Here is a 21,851-nt window from a genome sequence, read left to right on the forward strand (position 1 = left end):
TAGCTTAATCATAAATATATTGCTGGTATATTCAAACAGAAATTTATACCAGCGAATGAGTATCAAAAACGGCACCTTTCTCAATAATCTACTTTATCTCAAAGCATCAGTACTTGTTTTGGTCTTCGTTGCGAGCTTTGGTTTAGCGCAAGCGCAGAGACTGATGGATGATTTTAAGCCCGTGATTAAGGGGTACCCATTCGTGAATAGCTTCGAAATCGACGAAAGCGGCAACCTATTTGTGGCTGGCCGAATAGCAACAATTGGCAACCTTGGGGTAAATAATATTGCAAAACTAAACTCATCTGGAGCAGTGGATGAATCCTTTAAACTTGATACTGACCTTGGCTACCAGTTCAATGACATAATAATCTCTTCAGATAGTATCATTCTTTATATAAACGATTCCAGACTCTATGTATCAAAGAAGAATGGCATAAAAGAATCTTTTTTTAACCCGTCTTTTTCGTTTTATAATGTACAAGCTGCAGCAATTAAGGATGATAAATATATTGTTATAGCCTACCAAGTCAATTCCAATACTTCCTCATATAAGCTCCTGTACTTAAATAGAAACGGCACAATTGACGTAGATTTATCAACTAATTCTCTTGAAATTTTAAGTTTCCCCAAGATCAAAGTTCTAAATAATGGCAAAACATTACTTGCCGGGGTTACCTCTTTTAATGGCCAGCCGTCAGGAACTATTATCCAGCTAAATGATGATGGCACACTTGATGACTCTTTTGAAAATGACAACACTCTTAATGGACTAGTGGAAGATATAGAAGTCCAAACTGACAGAAAAATCCTTGTCGTCGGACGATTTAAGCAATTTAATTCTACCAACACACAAGGTGGTCTTATTCGATTAAATGCAGACGGTAGCTTAGATGATTCGTTTGGGCTTAGTAGCGTCGGAGAAGAGTTTTTGTACTACCCAACAAGTGTAGAAATAGTAGAGGACAATAAATTAATTGTAGGTGGCCTAACAAGAGATGAAAACTTCAAAAATTTTAATAAGATCATCCGACTCAAAACCGACGGCAGTTTAGATAACGAATTTCCGGTAACAAGGGTTGATAGGATCTCATCAGGTAGATTATTTGTAAAAACCACCTCTGATGGTACAATATATGCCGCTGGGGACGTAAATAGCAGCGATGGACAAATTCGACCAGGACTTATAGCATTTGACAGCAATGGCGAGGTTTTAGATTTCAATAGCAATCTTGGCGGTGTGCCATCAGTTGGTGCTGTAGTTCAGCAAAATGGCAAGGTAATCATTTACGGTAGCTTTTACGAAGTTAATAACGTGAGGAACTATGGAATTTGCCGACTAAATCCCGATGGCTCCGTCGACAATGGATTTGACATTGGGGTAGACTTGTCCGCTCCGAGGAGGGGCGGGATACGAGATGTTGAAATTCAAAGTAATGGTAAAATCCTCATTGGAGGCTACTTCAATTTGGATGAATCGAACGTTTTCTATGAGTTACTTCGTTTCGAAGAAGATGGGTCGCTAGATGAATCCTTTAGCAAAGTAGACACTGAGTTTACCATCAACACCATAAATATCAGAGCTGGCGATGACATATATATTGGAGGCAGCTTCACTACTATCAACGGAGTTGCTATTAATAGTTTAGCAAAACTCACTAAGGATGGGGAGCTAATCAACTCTTTTAATCCCAGTAATTCCATCCCAAAAAATTCAACTATCAACGAGATACTCTTCCTTGAATCCGGAAGCATAATTCTGGGCGGAACATTATCTAACTTCGATGGTCTCGTCTACAAGGTAGATGAAGAGGGTAACTTAATTTCATCTATCCCTACAAGCTTCCTCGATAACAATTATGTTAATTTCATCAAAGTTTGGGGAGATAAGCTAATTTTCGGAGGGTCTCGCAGTAGTGGATTTAGCACAGATGATAATTTTTTATTTCAATCCAATAGTGATCTAACAAACTTTGATGAATCCGCAATCAAAGCGAAAAATGCTTTGGCAAGCGTTTTTAACAATGTGTTTCCAGCTGAAAACAACAAGGTGATTATCGGAGGTCGATTTGAAAGCATCAATGAAACCAATCGTTCCGGAGTCGTCAAAGTGGATATCTCTGGACAGATTGATAGCCGTTTTAATTTTGAGGTAAGAAGCTCCGCCGGCTCATTGGGAACGGTTGGAAATTTCGTTCAGGAAGACGATGAGACATTGCTGATTTTAGGATCCTTCACGGAGATAAACGGAATCCCCTTCTCGGGCATTGCCAGGCTCAAATTCTTAAATGATATCCCGAAGATAAACTCATTTGCACGAATATTGAGTATTGAAGAAGACGGCTCAGTCGAACTAACCCTCGACGACTTCGACGTTTCCGATGAAGATGACACATATAGTGAAGGTTTCGGTATCATTATTAAGCCAGGCGACAATTATTCTAGCGACGAAAATACAATATCTCCCAATCAGAATTTCAATGGTACTCTTGTAGTTCCGGTGGCAATCAGTGATGGAATCAGCGAAAGCGAGCCCTACGAAATCAGCATCGAAGTCACACCAGTAAATGACAAACCGATCATTTCAGGTTTTGTCAATATCCCTGGGGTTACTGAAGGCGAAACCTTTAATCTTTCAATAGATAATTTCACGGTCACCGACCCGGACAATACTTTCCCAGATGACTTTACTTTAATACTTGAAGCAGGGACTGACTATACGTTGGATGGGTTAACGGTGATTCCAAATGCTGGTTTCAACGGTAAGCTTATTGTTAAAGCCAGGGTAAACGATGGCGAGTTGAGTAGCGACGTTTTTGAGGCAGAAGTAACGGTAGTGTCCACTAACGAAGCGCCTGCCATTAACGGCTTTGGCGGCACACTTTCAACGTCTGAAGAGACGGCATTGACCATTGACTTGTCAGATTTTTCAGTAACAGATCCTGACAACACCTTCCCGGATGATTTCACCCTTATCATCGAAAGCGGAGACAATTATTCTGTTGCTGGCTCTACCATTACACCAGCCACAGACTTCAATGGCACTCTCACCGTACCCGTAAAAGTGAACGACGGCGAGGCAGACAGCCCGACTCTTGAGCTATTTGTGGAAGTCACACCGGTAAATGATGCTCCTGTGATATTGTCTTATGTAGGTATTTTAACCGGTGGTGAGGATGCTCCATTGGCATTCATTCTCGATGGTTTCACTGTCACTGATCCAGACAACACCTTCCCAACAGATTTCAGCTTCACGCTTGAAGCAGGGGATAACTACACTGTTGATGGGGCCTCTATTCTCCCTGCTGCCAATTACTTTGGCAGCCTTTCCGTGTCGGCAACCGTAAGCGATGGAGCTACCAGTAGTGCTCCCTATGTTATTGCTGTCACTATCAATCCAGTGAATGATAATCCAATAATTACAGGATATTCAGGCGCTACAACTACGCTTGAAGAAACAGGCTTAACGATTGACCTGGCAAGCCTCTCCGTGACCGACCCCGACAACTCATTCCCGGCTGACTTTACGCTTGAGATTTTTGAGAGCACTACGTATACAATTTCAGGGGCTCAAATTACTCCGATCAATGATTTCAACGGAACGATGACCGTCCCTGTGAGGGTTAGCACGATTGACAATAACAGTGAACACTTTAACCTGACGATCGAAGTAACTCCTGTTAATGATGTCCCGGTTATAGAAGCTTATTCCGGCGAACTGGAGATGGATGAGAACACTTCACTGGAGTTTAACATCAACAGCTTTCTGGTCACTGATCCAGACAATACTTTTCCAGAGGAACATTCGGTTCTCGTCTCTGAAGGTGACAACTATTCAGTGAATGGAAGCAGCATAACGCCAACAACTGACTTTACTGGCGAGCTATCTGTTCCTGTGTTGGTAAGTGACGGTACAGCCGCTAGCGCTCCCAACATTTTAACTATCACGGTCAATGAGGTAACCGGCATCTCAAGCCTCGCCCGCTCGGTGACGGTTTTCCCAATTCCAATAGAAAGTGAGTTGACACTAAAGATGGACAACAGCTTTGTTGGCGATTTCAGCATACGTGTGGTAGACCTAACGGGTAACGTGGTTTTGGAGAGAAAAACCAGGAAGAACGCACGTTCGTTCGAATCAGTGATCGATTTGCAGCATCTCGGCTATGGCACATTTGTTTTTTATGTGGAGCTTCCTGGTCATGAAATGATTTCGAGGAGGATAATTATTGAATAAGATCAAACCTTCGGTGCCAACCACAGTCCTCCAAACCCGGCCAGCAATAGCAGGTAGAAAATAACTGCAGAGATCGGCTTTTTAATTGACTGTAGTTGGAGTGTAGCAATTCCTGAATCCATGCTGGCGTGTAATGCTGTATTGGCTATTTGCTTGGAAACGGCTACCGATTGCCAGTCTGACTGTTCATGCACGAAAAAATGCTTTGATTGCCCGGCCGCTTCCACAAAAAGCGAATCCCACTCAGCGGCGTCTGGCCAAATGGTGCCGCTCCAAACATTGTCCAGTTGCCAATTTTCTATCAATGGTACCGTTTCCTCCCTGTACCTCAACAGCGGCGGTTCTTCCAAAGAGCTAATCACAGTGAAGTGAATAGGGTCATCGATAAAATATGGTGCTTTAGTTTCTAGCTGGATATCGCAGCACACAGATGCCTTCCTGGCCAGCGACTCAATCACTTTCATCCACAGAGCCGCATAAGTGAGCTCCTGCCCTTTCAAAACCAGCCTGTAAGTGTCTTGCCACAAGGCAGTTCCAATTTTCCCCAAACCCTGATAAGCATAAGCGGCGAGCACGCTACCACTTCCATCCTCCCAAACCGGGATCACTTCCGGCGACCTGTCAATCGCAAGTCCTACACCACTCAAACTAACTTGCCTGCCTAAGTCAACAGCAACCGACAAAGTATCCGCATCATACCGTGTCAACTGAAAGGGCATCAAACGCCTGGTCTTCCGGCTGGCAGACTGCTGATTGACTGTGACTAAAACACCCAAACCATTATCAATGGCAGCGTTCAGGGCATTTGCCTCTTCTCTACCCAATGCATCCAACGACGCTTCGTCAATCCATAGCAAATTGGCATCATCTAAAAGAGTTGTTGTCAATCTCCTGAACGGCACCTCGGCTTGATTGGCAAACTCGTAGCGAAACTTGTCCTTCGATAGTTGATACCTCAGCACCAGGGAATGGCCTTGCTCTGCCAGCAGATTTTTTAAATACCTCGACTCAAAAGTTGGGAATTGGCTAACGAAAACCATTTTCAGCTTTCTTTCCTCGGCCACCTGCACCGGAACTTTGTAAGTGGCTGTTGAGGAGCCTGCACTATCCAGCAACTCCAGTTCGTAGATAAACTTACCACCTAGTTTAGGTATGAAGCCAAAGGAAAATTCCTTTGTATCTTCAGAAAGGCCCAGCGAATCTATCTTCCCCTCAGGGCCACTCCAACTAATCATGCCTCCTGATGCTACGTGGTTCACATTTCCGTCTACGACACTTCTCCTGTTTGCACTCACCTTCTCGGGCACATTGATTGCCTGAATGCCCTCGGGAGACGATGACGGAAAATAGGCAAATCGAAAGGGAGCTGCTTCTTCAAAGACATAGTCAGGCAGTCCGTTCCCCAGCACATAGCGAATTCTTTCTTTGATTCCCGTTAGCTGACTAAATGATTTGAGGTCAGTGGCTGCTTTAAAGTCGGCTGCGTCCAGTGCCTTGTAAGCGCTCAGCCTAGGGTTCGTTTGAAGCAGGCTATCCGCCTTTTCTCCATTGTATCCTTTGGTAAGCAGCATGATATCTGACAGAATACTTTCGGTTTGATAATGAGGTCTTAGTAACACGCCGACCAGACCAACAAAAGCCACCAACAGTGCAAAGAGTCTGAGCAGCTTCCGGCCCATTTTTCTCCGCCACTCTGCCACAGCAATAATGGTAAAGAGCAAAATCAAGCCCCACAAGGTCAAATGTATATTTAGCAAAGGCTCAAATGATATCATCCAGCTATTCATTGGCCTCCATTCTTTTTAAGAACTGCTGATCAATGGCGCTGGCAGCAGTTGGGTGTAACGCAGGTGAGGCAGGCTGTTCAGGTACTATTTCCCAAAACGACTTCCTAATTTTCAACAGCGCTATTGGATTTTGTACAACTTCACCATCAATCAAAGCTTTTAGCAAACTCATGCTTTCGAGGTATCGCCCGGGGAACTCTATCGCCTGCTGCGCCATTTCATTGCCAGCCAATTGTAGGACTTCCTTTTCTTCGGCAGTTAACGCAGAGGCAGGTTGTAGCATATACTTTTCCAGCAGAACCAAAGCTTTTCTGGAATTAGGAAACGGCTTATTGATCTCTAACGCATATCTTCTCCTGGCAGGATTGATTTCATCCAGATCGCCTGTCAGCCGTTTTTCTTCTTTGATTGGCGGTGGATCGAACCCTGTGCGGTGTACATAGATGCGGGAATCGTTACTTATTTCTTTCAACAACTTTAGAATCTTGTACTGATAAGGAAGAGATTGCTCCGGACTGTTCATCCGCAGATGCAACTCAGCATCCCACATCATCGACAAAGCAGCTCTCAGCTTCGCTTTGACCGATTGAATATAGAAGGTGGCTTCCTCCTCGCTGTCATGCATATGAGCAAACGCCTCCAGCGGGTTTTCCTCTTCTTCCCCCGAATGTTCATGATCCTCTTGCGGCACTAGATTGTGCTCATTTTCGGTGTCATGCGCATGCCCGAACTGCTTCATTGCTTCGTCGGTATTGGTCGGCGCAGCCGCTTCTTCCGGTTCATGCGCTTCGGTTTCGGTTATGCCTGATTCAAACTCTTCACCAAGAAACTGCCCATACCTGAGTCTCAGCACCTTTTGATCGTGTCCCAACCCATTGCTGGTGTCGTCAAAAAGCTCTTTCTTTATCTTGCCCCGTTCCGCTACAAGCTTTTCAGAGTCGATGATGATTTGGCGCTGGCTGCGGAAGTACTCGGGCATCAGATCAACTCCCAGGCCGCCGTCGTTGGAGACGATATAGGAGGCAGTGTCCTTTAGCTGTAGAAAGTAGGTTTCAGTTCTCTCGGCCTGCTGTTTTGGCAATTTGTTGTCCCAGGCCTCCACATAAAAATAGAGCTCGTCGCCAGGTTCCAGTCCCATTTTCTTCAGGTCGATCACTCTTTCTGCTAACAATTTTCTGCCTGAGATTGTCTGCGGCTTGTCGAACAGCAACTTCTCCTCTCTGAACTTGACCGACTCTCCGCTTCCCTTGGCGACTGTGGCTATCAGGTAGGCGTCCTTCAATCCATAATCATCTGATAAATCTGCCTTTACACTTATCTTTAGAACATCGCTCCACTCGAATTCCTGAAACTGAGGCAAGTCTCTTACAGCAAGCTGTGGGGGCAAGTCTGTCACCACCTCAAGTTTGTAAAAATCAGAGGCCTTCCATTCACCATCTTGCTGCCAGGCAACCTGATAAAATCCCGTGTTGAAAACTTGGGCCGAACCAGTAAGCCTCGGCTGTTCTTGTTTTAACACTAAAGTGTCGGAGCCAGAGAAGATGATCAGTGCCTTCTGTGGTGTCGATGAAAAGCCCAATTCCCAACTGACAACACTGCCTTCGACGGCTTTAATGTTGGGATCGGCAAATGAAACGGTGCTTAGACCTGTATAAGCCGGGGCGTTTATTGTGCCTTCAATGCCTTCGAGCACAATTGGCCGAAAAGAGGCTTCTGCTGATTCTGCGGGTTGGAAATCCTCCACGGCACTTTTGTTAGCATCCACACTGACAGTTACGCCGGGGAAAAAAGCTACCAGCAAGATCCCAACCAGCAAAATCAGGTTTGCTGTCAATAATTGGTGAGGGAAGCGCAGCTTGCTCAGCTCCATAATTTTCACCAAAGCCCTCTCTCGCTGTAGTTGCTGTAGGCCAGACAAAGGTTGATCAGTCGGCAAAAGGTCGGCGCTCCAGTCGAGGTCGGGGTATTGGCGATTAATAAAAGACGCCAATCTTGCAGGGGTCAGCTGATGCAAACCTAGTTTATAGATTCGCTGAAGTAGCACAACCAAGCCAACGGTTCCGGCAAGTACCAGCGCATCAATTTGGTCAAGACCAGCAATCTCACCTACCACTATCAAAATCAGTCCAACGCCAACAGCGAGGCACAGTACCTCTAGCATCCGAAGCATCAGGTATCTCCGCTGTAACGCTATGAGTCGATGGTTTTGCAGCTGCTTCATTGGCCTCTCCTCCATGCCACGAGGCGTTCAATGACAAGCGTCAAAACCAATAATGCCACCAACCACTGATTAATGTAGGCATAGTTAGCAGTGTTGCTATCGACGTCAACCTCCTCTGGCACTACCTTGCTCCAACGCCAATCCTCCGGCATTGTTCGGTGGTCGCTCTCAGCCATCGCTGGCAGGTCTGCGTCGAAAAACTTCGACAGTTCAATGATTAATTGGTTTTCCAGCACTACATTTTTATTGAGCCGACGGGTAATTTGCCATTGCTTTTGCGATAGTTGCACCAAAAGATCGTCGGAAGTCGTTTCCTCAAGAAAAATAAGCTCGTTGTCCAGGTTGGGCACAGGTATTGACGCCAGCCAAAAAACTACGGCTTCTTCGTCGGCTCTAAAAGAGGTAGCGCTTGCCGATTGAATATCAATCCTGAAACCAGGCAGGTCATTCAAAACCAGCAACGCCGTCTTCAGTATTTTTGCGTCATAGGTGTACTCTTCATCTGATACGACAACTACCTTTTTTATAGGCACCTCCACGGCAGTTGAACCTTTTACGTCTGCCTTCTCCGTGGTAATTTCCGTGAACTCATCATCCGTTTGCCCCGAAACCTCCCAAACGCTATCGCCTTCAATAATGAAGATCGCAGGTAGCTTTTCAGGACCCCCTGTTATATCAAACCAGGCAATATGCTCAGGTTTTGGAGGCCTTTTACCTTTAAAGCCGGACATGTATGCTTTTGTGAAAACAACGGCTTCGCTAATCTTTGCTTCTCCCAGCTGCTCTGCCAAAAACCAACGGCCCAGCGTTTGTTCTTCTGATATCGTGTCTTTTGGGAGAGGAAATCCTTGTTCCAGGTACCTTAGCTCATAATCGTTGCTCGTCAAGCTGTCTATTATTCGGCTGATTTCTTTGTGTTGCTCTGCTCCTCTATCCACCACAACCCACTTTGGAAGGCTCGCCGAAGACGGCAGGAGCAATCCCGCAAGCAAAGCCACTACTGTGATTAGAAGCAGACTTCTCAATGCCAGCAGCAAAAGCTCATTGAGCTTCACACTTTTAAACTGGCGGGTGGTGGAATCAGTCAGGTGCCGAAGACTGCCCACTTTGATGACTTTGCCCTCCTTTCTGCTCAGCAAATGAATAGCGAGAGGCACAGCAAGCCCCAGCAGTCCCCAAAGCCATAACGGATTTGTCAACTGCATCATCTCACCATCGATTTACGGGCCTTCAAAAAAGTCCGAAGCACCTCAGGCGCCGGATCATCAAGATATGTCGGTTGGTATATTACCTGCTTTTGCAACATCCAGTCTCTGGTGCCATCTACCCACTCGCCCATCTTCTTTCGATAAGTATTTTGCTGTGCAGCAGCATCTACTTTTAGCCGGTCGCCGGTCTCCAGGTCTTCGAAGGTAAGCTGGGTACTATAGTTCAATTCCAATTCTTCTCTTCCCATCAAATGGAAGACAATAACTTCATTGCGAGGAGTTTTTAGCTTTCGAATAAAATCCTGCAGGTCTCCTTCGTTGTCATACATGTCGGTGAAAAACAGGATCATCTCCTTGCCCTGGTGGCTGTAGATATGCTCCAACCCATTTCCTTTCTTCCAGGTGCTTTCAGCCTTTATTTTGATCAGTTCATTCAAGAACCTGATGTACTGCTGCTGGTCAAAGCGTGGCTGTACTGCTGTAATGTGCAGGTCGTTTACCGAGAACAGGCCGAATGTATCACTCTGCTTTCTCGCCAGAAAAGCCAACGCTGCAATCAACACTTTGGCCATCTGCATTTTACTGACGCCGCCCTCCGCATGCTCCATCGACCGGCTGGCGTCCAGCATAAACTTGACGGTAATGTTGGTTTCGATTTCCGACTGCTTGATGTAGTAGCGCTCCGACCTGGCAAACATCTTCCAGTCGAGCTGCCGGAGATCGTCGCCGGGCTCGTAGCTTCTGTACTGGCTAAACTCCTGACCGGCTCCTACAGATTGACTTGGATTGCCTCCACTCATGTAGCCTTCCACTATCACACGGGCTACCAGCTCCAGTCCGTTAACGGTGGAGAGGATCTCTGGTGTAAGTAACTGGCGGATTTGGGGGTTCACAATTGAAGCCTTTTTAGTTTGCCTTAGAAGGACTGAAGATTCCCTGGTAGTTGCCTAAACTCCAGATGGAAGTTTAATCTTATCCAAAAGCTCGGCGGTTACCCTGTCCGAAGTAACACCGTCGGCCTCTGCTTTGAAGTTCATAAGGATTCGATGGCGAAGGACAGGAAATGCTACACTTTTGATGTCCTCCATGGTCACGGCAAAACGGCCTTTGAGGAGTGCCCTTGCTTTAGCAGTTAAGATCATTGCCTGACCTGCTCTTGGGCCTGCACCCCAGCGCACCCATTCGTTCACAAAACTCACCTCGCTTTCGCCCGCCCTGGTAGCTCGCACCACCCTGCTCACAAAGCCAATAAGGTCTCTGCTGATATGCACCTCTCTAACCAGCTTCTGTGCTTCCAGAATCTCCTCGCCTTTGATGACACTTTTCACCGCTTCTTTCTTCTTGCCGGTTGTGCTCTCCAGGATATTAAGCTCCTCCTCCGCTGTTGGGTAGCCTATCCTGATGTACAAAAGAAACCGATCTAGCTGCGCTTCGGGAAGCGGGAAAGTACCCGCCTGTTCAATCGGGTTTTGGGTCGCCAAAATAAAGAAGGGCCGCTCCAGTGGATAAGTTGTTCCGGCATAGGTCACCTCAAATTCCTGCATGGCTTCAAGCAATGCCGACTGCGTTTTGGGCGACGTTCGGTTGATTTCGTCTGCCAGAATAATATTGGCAAAAATGGGCCCTTTGTTGAACTTGAATATTCTTTTGCCTGTGGTGTGGTCTTCTTCCAGTATTTCCGTACCAATGATATCGGTAGGCATCAGATCCGGAGTGAATTGAATCCGCTTGAACTTGAGGTCAATCGCTTCTGAAAGCGTTCGGATCATCAACGTCTTCGCTAAGCCAGGCACGCCCTCAAGCAACCCATGACCACCTGCCAGAAAGGTGATCAGCAATTGGTCAATTGTTTCGCCCTGCCCCACAATCACCTTCCCAATCTCCTTCTTCAGCTCACCCAGGCTGGTTACCAGCTTTTCAGCCGTTTTCTCTATCTCTTTTAATTCTGCATTCATGCTATCAATGTCTCAAACCCGGCCAGCTAAATGGTCAGGCCATCATGGCGTACATCACTATATTAATACTAAACCTGGTGTTGTCGATCTTATAAAACCGTTTGTTGCGGAAATCATAATCCCACTCACAACCGTAATCTTTGTTGCTGTAAAGCACTCCTATCCTTCCATCTATTTCTATGGCCTTCAAATAATCATGTACAATATCGTCGCCCCAACCGTTCAGCTCCTGCGAGGTGGTAGGCGGGCCATCGAATTCGAAAAAAGAAGAATAAATAGGGTGGTTGTTGGGTATTTTCTTCAGCTTACCTGGCCCGAATAGCTTTTCCATCTGCGTTTCAAACGACTTGGCAAACAGACCATCGATATCATGGTTGCAGTCGTCAACAAAAACGAAGCCTCCGTTGTCAACATACTTTTTGAAGTTCTCCCGTTCGGTAGTTGTAAACTCAACCAGTTTGTGTCCGCTCAGGTAACAAAAAGGGCTGTTGAAAATTTCGTCAGAGCTCAGAGAAACAATATTCTCTCTGGTATTCACCGGCAGAGTGGTATACTCCACCAGAGAATTGAGCAAATTGGATGGCATGCGCTGATCTACATCCCAATCGCCTGATTCATACTGAAGCCGTGTAAAGAAAAACTCCTCAAAGCGCTTTCTGCTCATACCAGTCAACAACTGAAAATCCTTCCGAAGGCTTGAAGCTTTCGGAAGGTTCTTCATACAAATTTTTAAACAGCGTCAGATAAACTAGAGAAGGTAAAGTCTCTGATCTTCATGTACGGTATCAGGTTGCCATCTGTCCGTACCTGCTTACCGAGTGTTTCCAGATTATTAAGCATAATCACCGGACTCTCATTGAAACGGAAGTTCTTTACCGGATAGGCAATTTTGCCATTCTCGATGTAAAAGGTACCGTCACGGGTAAGGCCTGTATAAAGCAGCGTTTGAGGATCAACGGTTCTGATATACCAGAAACGGGTCACCAAAATACCTTTTTTTGTATCCTTGATCATGTCTTCCAAACTGGCCGTGCCACCTTCCATGATCGCATTGCCTGGGAACGGTACTGGCGCCACGCCTTGTTTCTCGGCCCAGTACCTGTCGTAGAACATGTTGCTTACCACACCATTCTTAAGAATGTCCATTTTCTTTCTGGCCTGGCCATCCTGTGTCCAGGGAGAAGCAGGCACCTCCGTATTGAACGGGTCGGTATAGATGTTCACTCTTTCGTCAACTATCTTTTCTCCAAGCTTAGTTCCTCCGCCTTTTTTAGCAAGAAAGCTTCTTCCTTCGTCTGCCTGGCGTGCGCCCATGCTGAAAAGCATATTCTGCAAAAGATCAGAAGCCGCAGCGGGCTCAAGAATCACTGTATATTTTCCAGGCTCAATGGCTTTGGCCGTGCTTGATTTGACAGCTTTTTCAATGGCAATTTTAGATGCCTCAGCCGTATCAAGCTTGCTTACATCGTTGTAGTCTCTTGTTGCCCAGCCTGAGCCAAGCCCGTCGTTGGTCCGCATTGTCACTGTAAAGTTGACGTTGGTAGACCTGTTGTAGGCAAAAAGGCCTTTTGTGTTCATCATGGATGCAAAACCGTAGCTATCTTCCATGAATCCAGCAGCGGTCACATCCTTAGCGGCCGCCGGATTGATACTATTGGCCGCTGCCTGTGCCCGGTACTCTGGGGTGATTTTAGCTGTTGCTTCGGCATACGTTTTTGATTCTCCGTAGGTCTGTTGCTCAAGGGGGCCCATGAACTCAGGGTTCTCCGGTGCGAGCTGTGCCAGCTCTTCCGACCTTCTTACCACCTTTTCAAGTGAAGCTTCGTCGAACTCATTCACTGTAGCTGTGCCTGATTTCTTGCCGAAGTTCGATTGCACCACCAGCGTTACGTCGCTGTTTTCCCCTGCGGTAGAAACAGTGTTCCTTGCATATCGGATATTGCCCCCATTGGAGCCGTTGAGGTTAGCCTCGCAAGCATCGGCCTTCGAGAATTTCATTACCTTCTCCAGGATCGCCCTTGCTTCGTCTTTTGAAAATATTGCCATTTTGAATTCTGATTTCGAGTTAGTTAATAGGTTAAATGCTTCTCGCAGTATTGATCACGTTGATACCGTTGAACCTTGTCGTTGCACTTCCGTGCGACACTGCGCTTGACTGTCCCGGCTGGCCTTTTCCATCAAAGAAAGAGCCGTTCAACCGGTAATCTCTGCTGTCGCAAACCTGCACACAGGAATTCCAGAACTCCTGGGTGTTCGACTGGTAAGCCACATCTTTCAGCATACCGGCTATCTTTCCGTTCTTAATTTCGAAGAATAGCTGCCCTCCGAACTGGAAGTTGTAGCGCTGCTGGTCAATAGAGAATGAGCCGTCCTTTACAATGTAAACGCCTTTGTCAATGCCTCCAATAAGCTGTTCGGGTGTAAGCTGCTCTTTGCCAGCCTTCAACGACACATTAGCCATGCGCTGAAACTGAACGCTGCTCCAGCTATCAGCATAACAGCAGCCATGCGACTCAGTTTCTCCAATGATTTTGGCCTGGTCTCTGATGGCCTGATAATTCACCAGCGTTCCGTCCTTGACCAAATCCCACTCTTTTGTCTTCACTCCTTCATCGTCCCAACCCACAGCACCAAGCGAACCTACTTGCGTTTTATCTGCCACAAAGTTGACCTCCTTGCTGCCATAGTTAAATTTCTTGGTTTCCCATTTATCCAAAGTAGCAAAGCTGGTGCCTGCGTAGTTGGCTTCGTAGCCCAGCACTCTGTCCAGCTCCAGCGGGTGGCCTACCGACTCATGTATAGTCAGCCACAAATGAGAAGGCTCCAGTGCCAAATCATATTTACCTGGCTCCACCGATTTGGCAGAAAGGATTTCCTTTACTTGTTGTGCTGCCATGGTAGCATCTTCCACCATGTCGTACGACTTATCATAAAGCGTTACGCCAGCCGGGCCAACGATTTTGTCTTCAGCACGGCCGTCGAGGTATTCGTAACCCATGCCGACCGGGGCACTAAACGAACCACGCTGTTTAAATTGCCCTGAATCTTTATCGATAGCAGTCACTGTAAAGAAAGGCCAGGTTCTGTGCACATCCTGATCGATGTATGATCCTTCAGAAGAAGCAAAGTACTTTTGCTCATTCACGAGGAACAGAATGTTATTAATATAGCTTGCTCCGTTCTCCATTGCTCTTGCGTTGGCATTCAGCAGGAGGTCGGCCTTGTCTTTTATGGTTACTTCAAATCCGTTCTTCTTGATCGGAGTTTTATAACTCACCTCTCCGTATCCTTTCACCGGCACCAATTCTACCGGCGACGTCTGGAATTTGGAGTTCGCTTTGGCAATAGCCACGGCCTGTCTTGCGGCTTTCGCAATTCCCTCCTCGGTCACATCGTTGGTCGATGCAAACCCCCAGGTACCGTTGGCGATCACACGAATACCAGTACCAAACGACTCAGTGTTCACCATGTTCTGCACTTTGTCTTCACGGGTGATCACAAACTGATTAAGGTAACGACCAATACGAACATCGGTATAACTCGCACCCGCAGAACGGGACGCATTGAGTGCCACATCAGCCAGTCTTTTCTTCTGGATTACATCCAGGGCAGGCTCCAGCAGTCGGCTGGGATCCACCGATTTGGCGAAAGCGGAAACGGGCAGCATCATTGCTCCAGCTCCCAAACCCGCCAGTTGAACAAAATCTCTTCTCCTCATGGGTTAATTAAGTTAGTCCTTGTTTTATTTTAGTTTGAGTTCTTTCTTCAATGGGCTATTAAATAGTCCTTCCTGTATTAATCACATTCACTCCATCAAACCTGGTGGTGGAGCTTCCGTGCGACACGGCACTTACCTGCGAGGGCTGACCTTTGCCATCGAAGAACGAGCCGAACATCCTATAATCATTTTCATCACATATTTTCACGCAGCTATTCCAGAATTCCTGGGTATTGCTTTGGTAGGCCACATCGTTGAGCATGCCGACAATCTCGCCGTTCTTGATTTCATAAAAGACAGTGCCGCCAAACTGGAAGTTGTAGCGCTGCTGATCGATAGAATACGAGCCTCGTCCAGCAATGTAAATGCCTTTTTCTACGTCTTTGATCATATCGGCCGAGGAGTACTTCTCCTTGCCCGGCGCCAGTGAAACGTTAGGCATGCGCTGGAACTGCACATCCTGCCAGGTCTGGGCATAGCAGCAGCCATGCGACTCATTCTGACCGAGAATATGCACCTGGTCACGAATGGCTTCATAGTTCACCAAAATACCGTCTTTGATCAGGTCCCAACGCTTGGTTTTTACTCCTTCATCGTCGTAACCAACCGCACCCAGCGAGCCGGGCTGTAGCTTGTCAGCAAAAATATTCACCTCCTTGCTACCGTAGTTGAAGTCACCTGATTTCCATTTGTCCAATGTGGCGAAGCTTGTTCCGGCATAATTGGCCTCATAGCCGAGCACCCTATCCAACTCTAGCGGATGCCCAACAGATTCGTGAATGGTGAGACCAAGGTGGTTTGGCTCCAGCACCATCGTGTATTTACCCGGATCTACCGACTTGGCGTCAAGCATTTCCTTCGCCTGAAGCGCCGCAGTTTTGGCATCCTCTACTATATCGTAGCTGTTCTTATACAATTTCATGCCACCAGGGCCTTCCAGCTTGTCCGATTCTTTAGGAAGCATGTACTCCCATCCCATTCCCATGGGGGCACTCATGGCAGAGCGGGATTTGAATTTTCCTTCGGCACGGTTCACGGCATTCACATTGAACGTAGGCCATATCCTGTGCACGTCCTGATCGATGTACGACCCTTCCGTAGAAGCGAAGTACTTTTGCTCATTCACCATGAACAGGTTAGAGTTCACAAAGCTGGCACCAGCGTCCATGGCCGCTGCATTGGCCGCAAGAAGTAAGTCCACCTTTTCAGACACGGGCACTTCGAAAGCGCTCTTTTCAATAGGACTCTTCCAGCTTACTTCGCCATGCGACTGCACAGGGGCTAGCTTGACAGGGTCAGTCTGAAATTTTGAATTGGCTTTAGCTATAGACACAGCCTGCATAGTAGCTTTTTGAATACCGGCCGGATTCACCTCATTAGTAGACGCAAAACCCCAGGTGCCATTGGCAATTACCCTGATGCCTACGCCGAAGGACTCGGTGTTGACTATATTTTGCACCCTCGTTTCTCTGGTAAACACATATTGGTTGAGGTACCTGCCTATCCTCACATCGGCGTAGGTGGCACCGTTCGCTTTTGCAGCATTCAACGCCACGTCCGCCAGCTGTTTCTTCTGGGCCACATCCAGTGGCGACTCCAAAAAGCGCTGTACCGGCACCGCATTCCCTATCATTGGAATCGACAAAGCAGCCCCTGCCATTCCTAAACCTGCTATCTGTACAAAGTCTCTGCGTCTCAAAGTATTATCGCTTTTGTAGTAATAAGAAATTTTTCTTGCATCCCTTCAAACAAAAGGAGCCGATTGTTAAATAAGTTGTAAAATACATAGCTTCAATTACACGACGATAGTAAAAAATGGTCAGCGGTTAGAAAAGGGTTTGGAGGAGCGGAATCATCAAGCTGTTGTATTGTAAATCGATTGAGTGTGGCAATCATTAAAAATTAAAGGTGCCGACAGACCGGAGAACCTAAGCCTGTCGTTTTGTGCTGCTTTGAAGAAAAATCTTCAAATTGTTTAAGAATAGTACAATATATATTTGACGGAAAATTGGCTCCGGCAATCATTGGCCGATAGTTACCAAATTCCGTTCTCCACTGACCACCAACTATATAGCGTTCGGATTACGACATAGAATTTCATATTGACAATATCTGACCGATCCGGAAACAGGTCGAAATCCCTCCTTCCGTCATATTTTTACTTGTTATTTTCCTAATTAAAGTAAAGTCTTATACATTCAGAGGGTCTATTTTAGCGAAAGTACTTCTTGACGCCTGTTAATAGGCTAACCAGCAAAAGATGAAATGAGAACAAGCAAGGACAGTTCATTTATTACTTACACAAGTCTGGCCGTCAACTTCATTGCCATTCTCGTAATTACTGGATGGATTATTGGATTCGACGTCCTGCTGGCGATAGTTCCTGGCCTGCCGACGATGAAGTTCAATACTGCTCTGGGCTTTTTGTTCGCCGGTTTGGCTTTGACTTTCCTTGACGCTTTCAGGAAGGGGTTCAATCTGCCCGTTCAGCTATTTTCTATTTCAACCATGCTGATCGGCCTCCTTACGCTTTCACAATATACGCTTGGCTACTCGTTTGGGGTTGACGAGTTTTTCTTTGTCGACAATATTTCGAGAGCGGCAAATTTGCCTTACCCGGGTCGTATGTCGGCCGCTACTGCCACCTGTTTTCTACTACTGGGAACCTCTCTGCTTTTTTTTTCATCTTCCAGGGTTCGGCTTTTTGCCCTGGCACAGTATATTCTGCACCTGGTGAGCCTGATTTCATTTATTTCTTTAATGGGCTTTTTCTATCAGGTTCCCTCAAGTGCCAAACTGCCTTTTTTCAGCACAATGGCCATTCACACGTCCATCACTTTTTTATTGATTTCATTGGCGGCCAGTCTCAGTCGGCCTCACCTCGGTTTGGTTGGTTTTTTTAAGAGGCGAAATCTGGGCACCTGGCTGGCGAAGCGGCTCTTGCCGCAAATTGGCGTTCTTGTGATAGCCTTAGGCTTTTTAATGATTCTTTCCAAAAGGTTCGGCGTAGTATCCGTGGAATTCGGCATTTCACTGCAAACAATCTCCTTTCTGGCAATTTGCCTCGTGCTAATACTGCGGGTGGCTTTCATACTCAATAGAGTGGATGCCGAAAGACAAGAAGCAGAAAATCAACTTTCGGACCTCAACCAGTCGCTCGAAGAAAAAATAGCGGAGCGAACGGAAGAACTAAATTTGCTTAATGAGAGGCTACAACTAGCTACCAGTAGTGGAAACGTGGGTTTGTGGACCATCGACATCAAAGACAACTTCCTTGACGTAAACAATGAGCTGCGAAAAATCTGGGGTTTTGACCCCTACGAGCCAATCTCTCTGGATTCACTAAGCAAAAGAACTCATCCCGAAGACCTGGCTCGAACTGACAAGATGTTTGATCTGGCCGTAAAAAATGAGCTGTCCATCGGTCTTGAGCACCGGATTATATTACCCAACAAATCTATCAAATACATCAAGGTTAATGGCGTAGTCCACTATGACGAACTGGGCAATCCTTTCCGAATTGCGGGCACTCATTGGGACATTACCGAACAAAAGCTTTTTGAAATAAGTCTTGAGGAAAGTGAAAAACGCAATAGGGTATTTATTGAACAAGCCCCCTCAGCCATTGCCATGTTCGACACCGAAATGAGGTACCTGGCTGCTTCTGAAAAGTGGAAGGAGGACTATGGGATCAAAGACAAGCAAATCCTGGGCGTCTCACACTATGACATTTTCCCTGAGATAGGAGAAGAATGGAAAGAAATTCATGTAAAATGCCTCAATGGAGCTATTGATAAAGTAGACGAAGCATCCTTTCTAAGAGCGGACGGCTCTCTACAATGGCTGACGTGGGAGGTGCGACCATGGTATAAAAGTGAGGGCGTTGTGGGGGGACTTATTATGTACACTGCTGATATTACCTCACTAAAGCATAGGGAAGAGGAAAAAAAACACCTGGAGTCCATTCTAAAACAAGCCAGCGAAACGGCCAATATCGGTGCCTGGGAGGTGGATTTGGTTAACGATACGGTTTATTGGGACAAAATAACCATGGAAATGCATGGAGTAAGTCAGAACTATAAACCTAATCTCGACGGAGCGATCCAATTTTTCAAAGAAGGCGAAAGCAGAGCGAGTATAAAGGATGCCGTTCAGAACGCTATATTAAATGGCACTCCCTATGATTTGGAAGTTGAGCTTATAACAACCGACGGCTCCACTAAATGGATCAGGGCAGTGGGCCAGGCAGACTTTATCAACGGCGCTTGCACCAGGCTTTTTGGTGTTTTTCAGGACATCAATCAAATCAAAAATGCTGAACTCGACTTAAAGGTGAGCGAAGAGCAGTTCAGGGGTGCCTTTCAATATTCAGCTATCGGAATGGCGCTGGTATCGCTCGACGGAAAATGGCTGAAAGTAAATAGTAGCTTGTCCAAAATATTGGGCTACTCAGATGAGGAATTAACCAAAATTACTTTTCAAGAACTAACTCACCCCGACGATCTTGACAGCGATTTACAACTGGTGGCACAAGTCATTTCGGGAGAAATACCCTCCTACCAAATGGAGAAAAGGTATTTTCATAAACATGGGCAAATCATTTGGGTTCTTCTAAATGTGTCTCTTATCAAAGACATTGACCGAAACCCCAGTCACTTTATCTCTCAAATTAAAGATATCTCCGATCGAAAGGCGACGGAGATAGCCCTGAAGGAGGAAAGAAAACTGCTAAAGTCCCTAATCGATAACATTCCGGTCAATATCTACGTCAAAGACCTGGAGTCGAGGAAAACACTTGTCAATAGGCTGGAAATGGAATATTCGGGCTTCAAAAAAGAATCAGAGGTACTGGGCAAAACCGACTTCGACCTCTACCCGGCGGAATCTGCAAATGTATCACGGCAAGAAGACCTAGAGGTGTTCAGCACTGGGAAAGCGATCTTAAATAAAGAGACGATCAACACCAGGCATGACGGAAGCACCAATTGGTTTCTTTCATCAAAAATCCCTTTGCGAAATGATACTGGGGAAATTGTGGGCCTGATAGGCATCAGCTACAACATCACTGCGAGAAAACTTACTGAACGGGCACTACAGGAAAGTGAACAACGCTGGCAATTTGCGCTCGAAGGAGCCAACGATGGCGTGTGGGATTGGAACCTGGCAACCGAAGAAGTATTCTATTCCAAAAGATCACTCGACATGCTGGGGCTAAGCACCAAAGACGCACCAAACAAATCAGGGGCCTGGGGTAATCGGGTACACCCCAATGACAAAGAGGCTTATTTCAACGAAATGCAGAAGCACCTGAGGGGTGAAACCGAGATTTATATTAATGAACATCGTGTGCAACACAAAGGTGGGCACTATGTATGGGTACTTGATCGTGGCAAGGTCACAGAATTTAACGAAAAGGGCCTGCCATCCCGTGTCATCGGTACACATTCCGACATTACGCAACGAAAAGAGAATGAAGCGCAGGTCAGGCACTCGTTCGATATTATCAGCGAACAGAACAAGCGGCTGCTCAACTTTGCTCACATAGTGTCACACAACCTCCGCTCCCATTCGGGCAATCTGGAAATGATGATCAATTTGATCAACATGTCCTCCACAGCCGAAGAAAAAGATGAGCTCATTGAACACCTGGCCGAAATATCAGTGTCGTTGAGCGAAACTATTACCAATTTGAATGAGGTGGTGAAAATTCAGGTAGACATCAATACCCAAACAGAAGATCTTAACCTGAAGGAATACTTCATTAAAACAATGCAAATACTCTCAGGGGACATTAAGGAGAAAAAAGCCAAAATAAATTTACATATTGGTGACACCACCACCATTACCTATAACAAGGCTTACCTTGAAAGCATCTTGCTCAATTTCCTGAGCAATGCCATTAAGTACAGGCACCCGGAGAGAAATCCCGTGGTTAATATTGACTTTGTTGAATCTAAAAATTCAAAAGTTTTGCAAATTGCAGATAACGGTAGGGGTATCGATCTCAAACTCCACAAAGCCAAATTGTTTGGCATGTACAAGACATTTCACGGCAATGCCGACGCCAAAGGGATCGGCCTTTTCATTACCAAAAATCAGGTGGAGAGCATGGGGGGTAGAATCGAAGTAGAAAGTGAAGTGGGGGTAGGAACAACGTTTAAGATATACTTTTAATAAGCATGGTAGATTTAGCTTGCATCATCGATGATGATCAGATTTATGTATTCGGCCTCAGGAAGCTGATTGATTTTCATAAGTACAGTAAAAACCTGTTGGTATTTAAAAATGGTGCCGAGGCAATTAAGTACATGAAACCTTTGATCAGCACAAGTGAAGAATTGCCTGACGTCATCTTACTGGACATAAACATGCCCGTTATGGATGGATGGCAGTTTCTTGACGAGTTTGTAAAAATCAAACCGATGATAAAGAAGAAGATCACCATTTACATGGTAAGTTCTTCCATAGACCAGGCTGACATCGAAAAAGCGAAGACATACCAGGAGGTTAGCGATTTCATTGTGAAACCCGTAAAAGAAGCTGACCTGGCAAAAATACTGGGGTAACTGCCAGTCCCCTCCCCTCAACTAATCTCACGCCATCGCTCCCCGCAAGTATTAGCACAGGGCTTTTGAAAGTTAAATGCTGTAAGGGAGGCAACAAAGGGTTGTCCGACCTTTTGGCAGGTGACCACCTGCCATTTACCCGCCCGGGGAATGCAACTACCT

At 46.1% G+C, this 21,851-nt stretch carries 12 protein-coding genes; 3 read left to right on the forward strand and 9 right to left on the reverse strand.

Annotation, left to right across the window (positions count from 1 at the left end):
* The first annotated feature begins 55 nt into the window (after positions 1-55).
* Complete coding sequence (locus RIG68_RS16265) at positions 56-4,234, forward strand: tandem-95 repeat protein (RefSeq protein WP_350124434.1); 4,179 nt, start codon at positions 56-58, stop codon at positions 4,232-4,234.
* A 2-nt stretch (positions 4,235-4,236) separates the two neighbouring features.
* Here RIG68_RS16265 and RIG68_RS16270 read toward each other — a convergent pair whose 3' ends face one another.
* From RIG68_RS16270 to RIG68_RS16310, 9 genes are all read right to left on the reverse strand, one after another.
* Entirely contained in the window at positions 4,237-6,021 is a 1,785-nt protein-coding gene (locus tag RIG68_RS16270; RefSeq protein WP_350124437.1) for a hypothetical protein, read from the reverse strand.
* Positions 6,014-8,257 carry a hypothetical protein gene (locus RIG68_RS16275; RefSeq protein ID WP_350124439.1) on the reverse strand — a complete coding sequence of 748 codons (2,244 nt, stop codon included), beginning with the start codon at positions 8,255-8,257 and terminating at the stop codon, positions 6,014-6,016. Before RIG68_RS16275 ends, RIG68_RS16270 begins: the two co-directional genes overlap by 8 nt.
* On the reverse strand, positions 8,239-9,450 hold the full coding sequence (locus tag RIG68_RS16280; protein WP_350124442.1) for a BatA domain-containing protein: 1,212 nt from the start codon (positions 9,448-9,450) through the stop codon (positions 8,239-8,241). The genes RIG68_RS16275 and RIG68_RS16280 overlap by 19 nt, the downstream gene beginning before the upstream one ends.
* Entirely contained in the window at positions 9,447-10,343 is an 897-nt protein-coding gene (locus tag RIG68_RS16285; protein ID WP_350124445.1) for a DUF58 domain-containing protein, read from the reverse strand. The genes RIG68_RS16280 and RIG68_RS16285 overlap by 4 nt, the downstream gene beginning before the upstream one ends.
* Positions 10,344-10,397: 54 nt before the next feature.
* Positions 10,398-11,405 (reverse strand): AAA family ATPase, encoded by a 1,008-nt coding sequence (locus RIG68_RS16290; RefSeq protein ID WP_350124448.1) that lies wholly within the window; start codon positions 11,403-11,405, stop codon positions 10,398-10,400.
* Between the two features lie 34 nt (positions 11,406-11,439).
* Entirely contained in the window at positions 11,440-12,069 is a 630-nt protein-coding gene (locus RIG68_RS16295) for a DUF4159 domain-containing protein (protein WP_350094881.1), read from the reverse strand.
* 65 nt (positions 12,070-12,134) lie between these two features.
* On the reverse strand, positions 12,135-13,451 hold the full coding sequence (locus tag RIG68_RS16300) for a TldD/PmbA family protein (RefSeq protein WP_350094883.1): 1,317 nt from the start codon (positions 13,449-13,451) through the stop codon (positions 12,135-12,137).
* Positions 13,452-13,482: 31 nt separating this feature from the next.
* Entirely contained in the window at positions 13,483-15,123 is a 1,641-nt protein-coding gene (locus RIG68_RS16305) for a TldD/PmbA family protein (protein WP_350119991.1), read from the reverse strand.
* Positions 15,124-15,181: 58 nt separating this feature from the next.
* Complete coding sequence (locus tag RIG68_RS16310) at positions 15,182-16,822, reverse strand: TldD/PmbA family protein (protein WP_350124453.1); 1,641 nt, start codon at positions 16,820-16,822, stop codon at positions 15,182-15,184.
* Between the two features lie 566 nt (positions 16,823-17,388).
* On the opposite strand from RIG68_RS16310, the gene RIG68_RS16315 reads away from it, so the two are divergent.
* Both RIG68_RS16315 and RIG68_RS16320 read left to right on the forward strand, forming a co-directional pair.
* Positions 17,389-21,297, forward strand: coding sequence for a PAS domain S-box protein (locus tag RIG68_RS16315; RefSeq protein ID WP_350124456.1), 3,909 nt, complete (start codon positions 17,389-17,391; stop codon positions 21,295-21,297).
* Between the two features lie 5 nt (positions 21,298-21,302).
* Positions 21,303-21,689, forward strand: coding sequence for a response regulator (locus RIG68_RS16320; protein WP_151998822.1), 387 nt, complete (start codon positions 21,303-21,305; stop codon positions 21,687-21,689).
* Positions 21,690-21,851: the final 162 nt, after the last annotated feature.

This window comes from Imperialibacter sp. (assembly GCF_040222385.1).
In the GTDB taxonomy this organism is placed as follows: Bacteria; Bacteroidota; Bacteroidia; order Cytophagales; family Cyclobacteriaceae; genus Imperialibacter.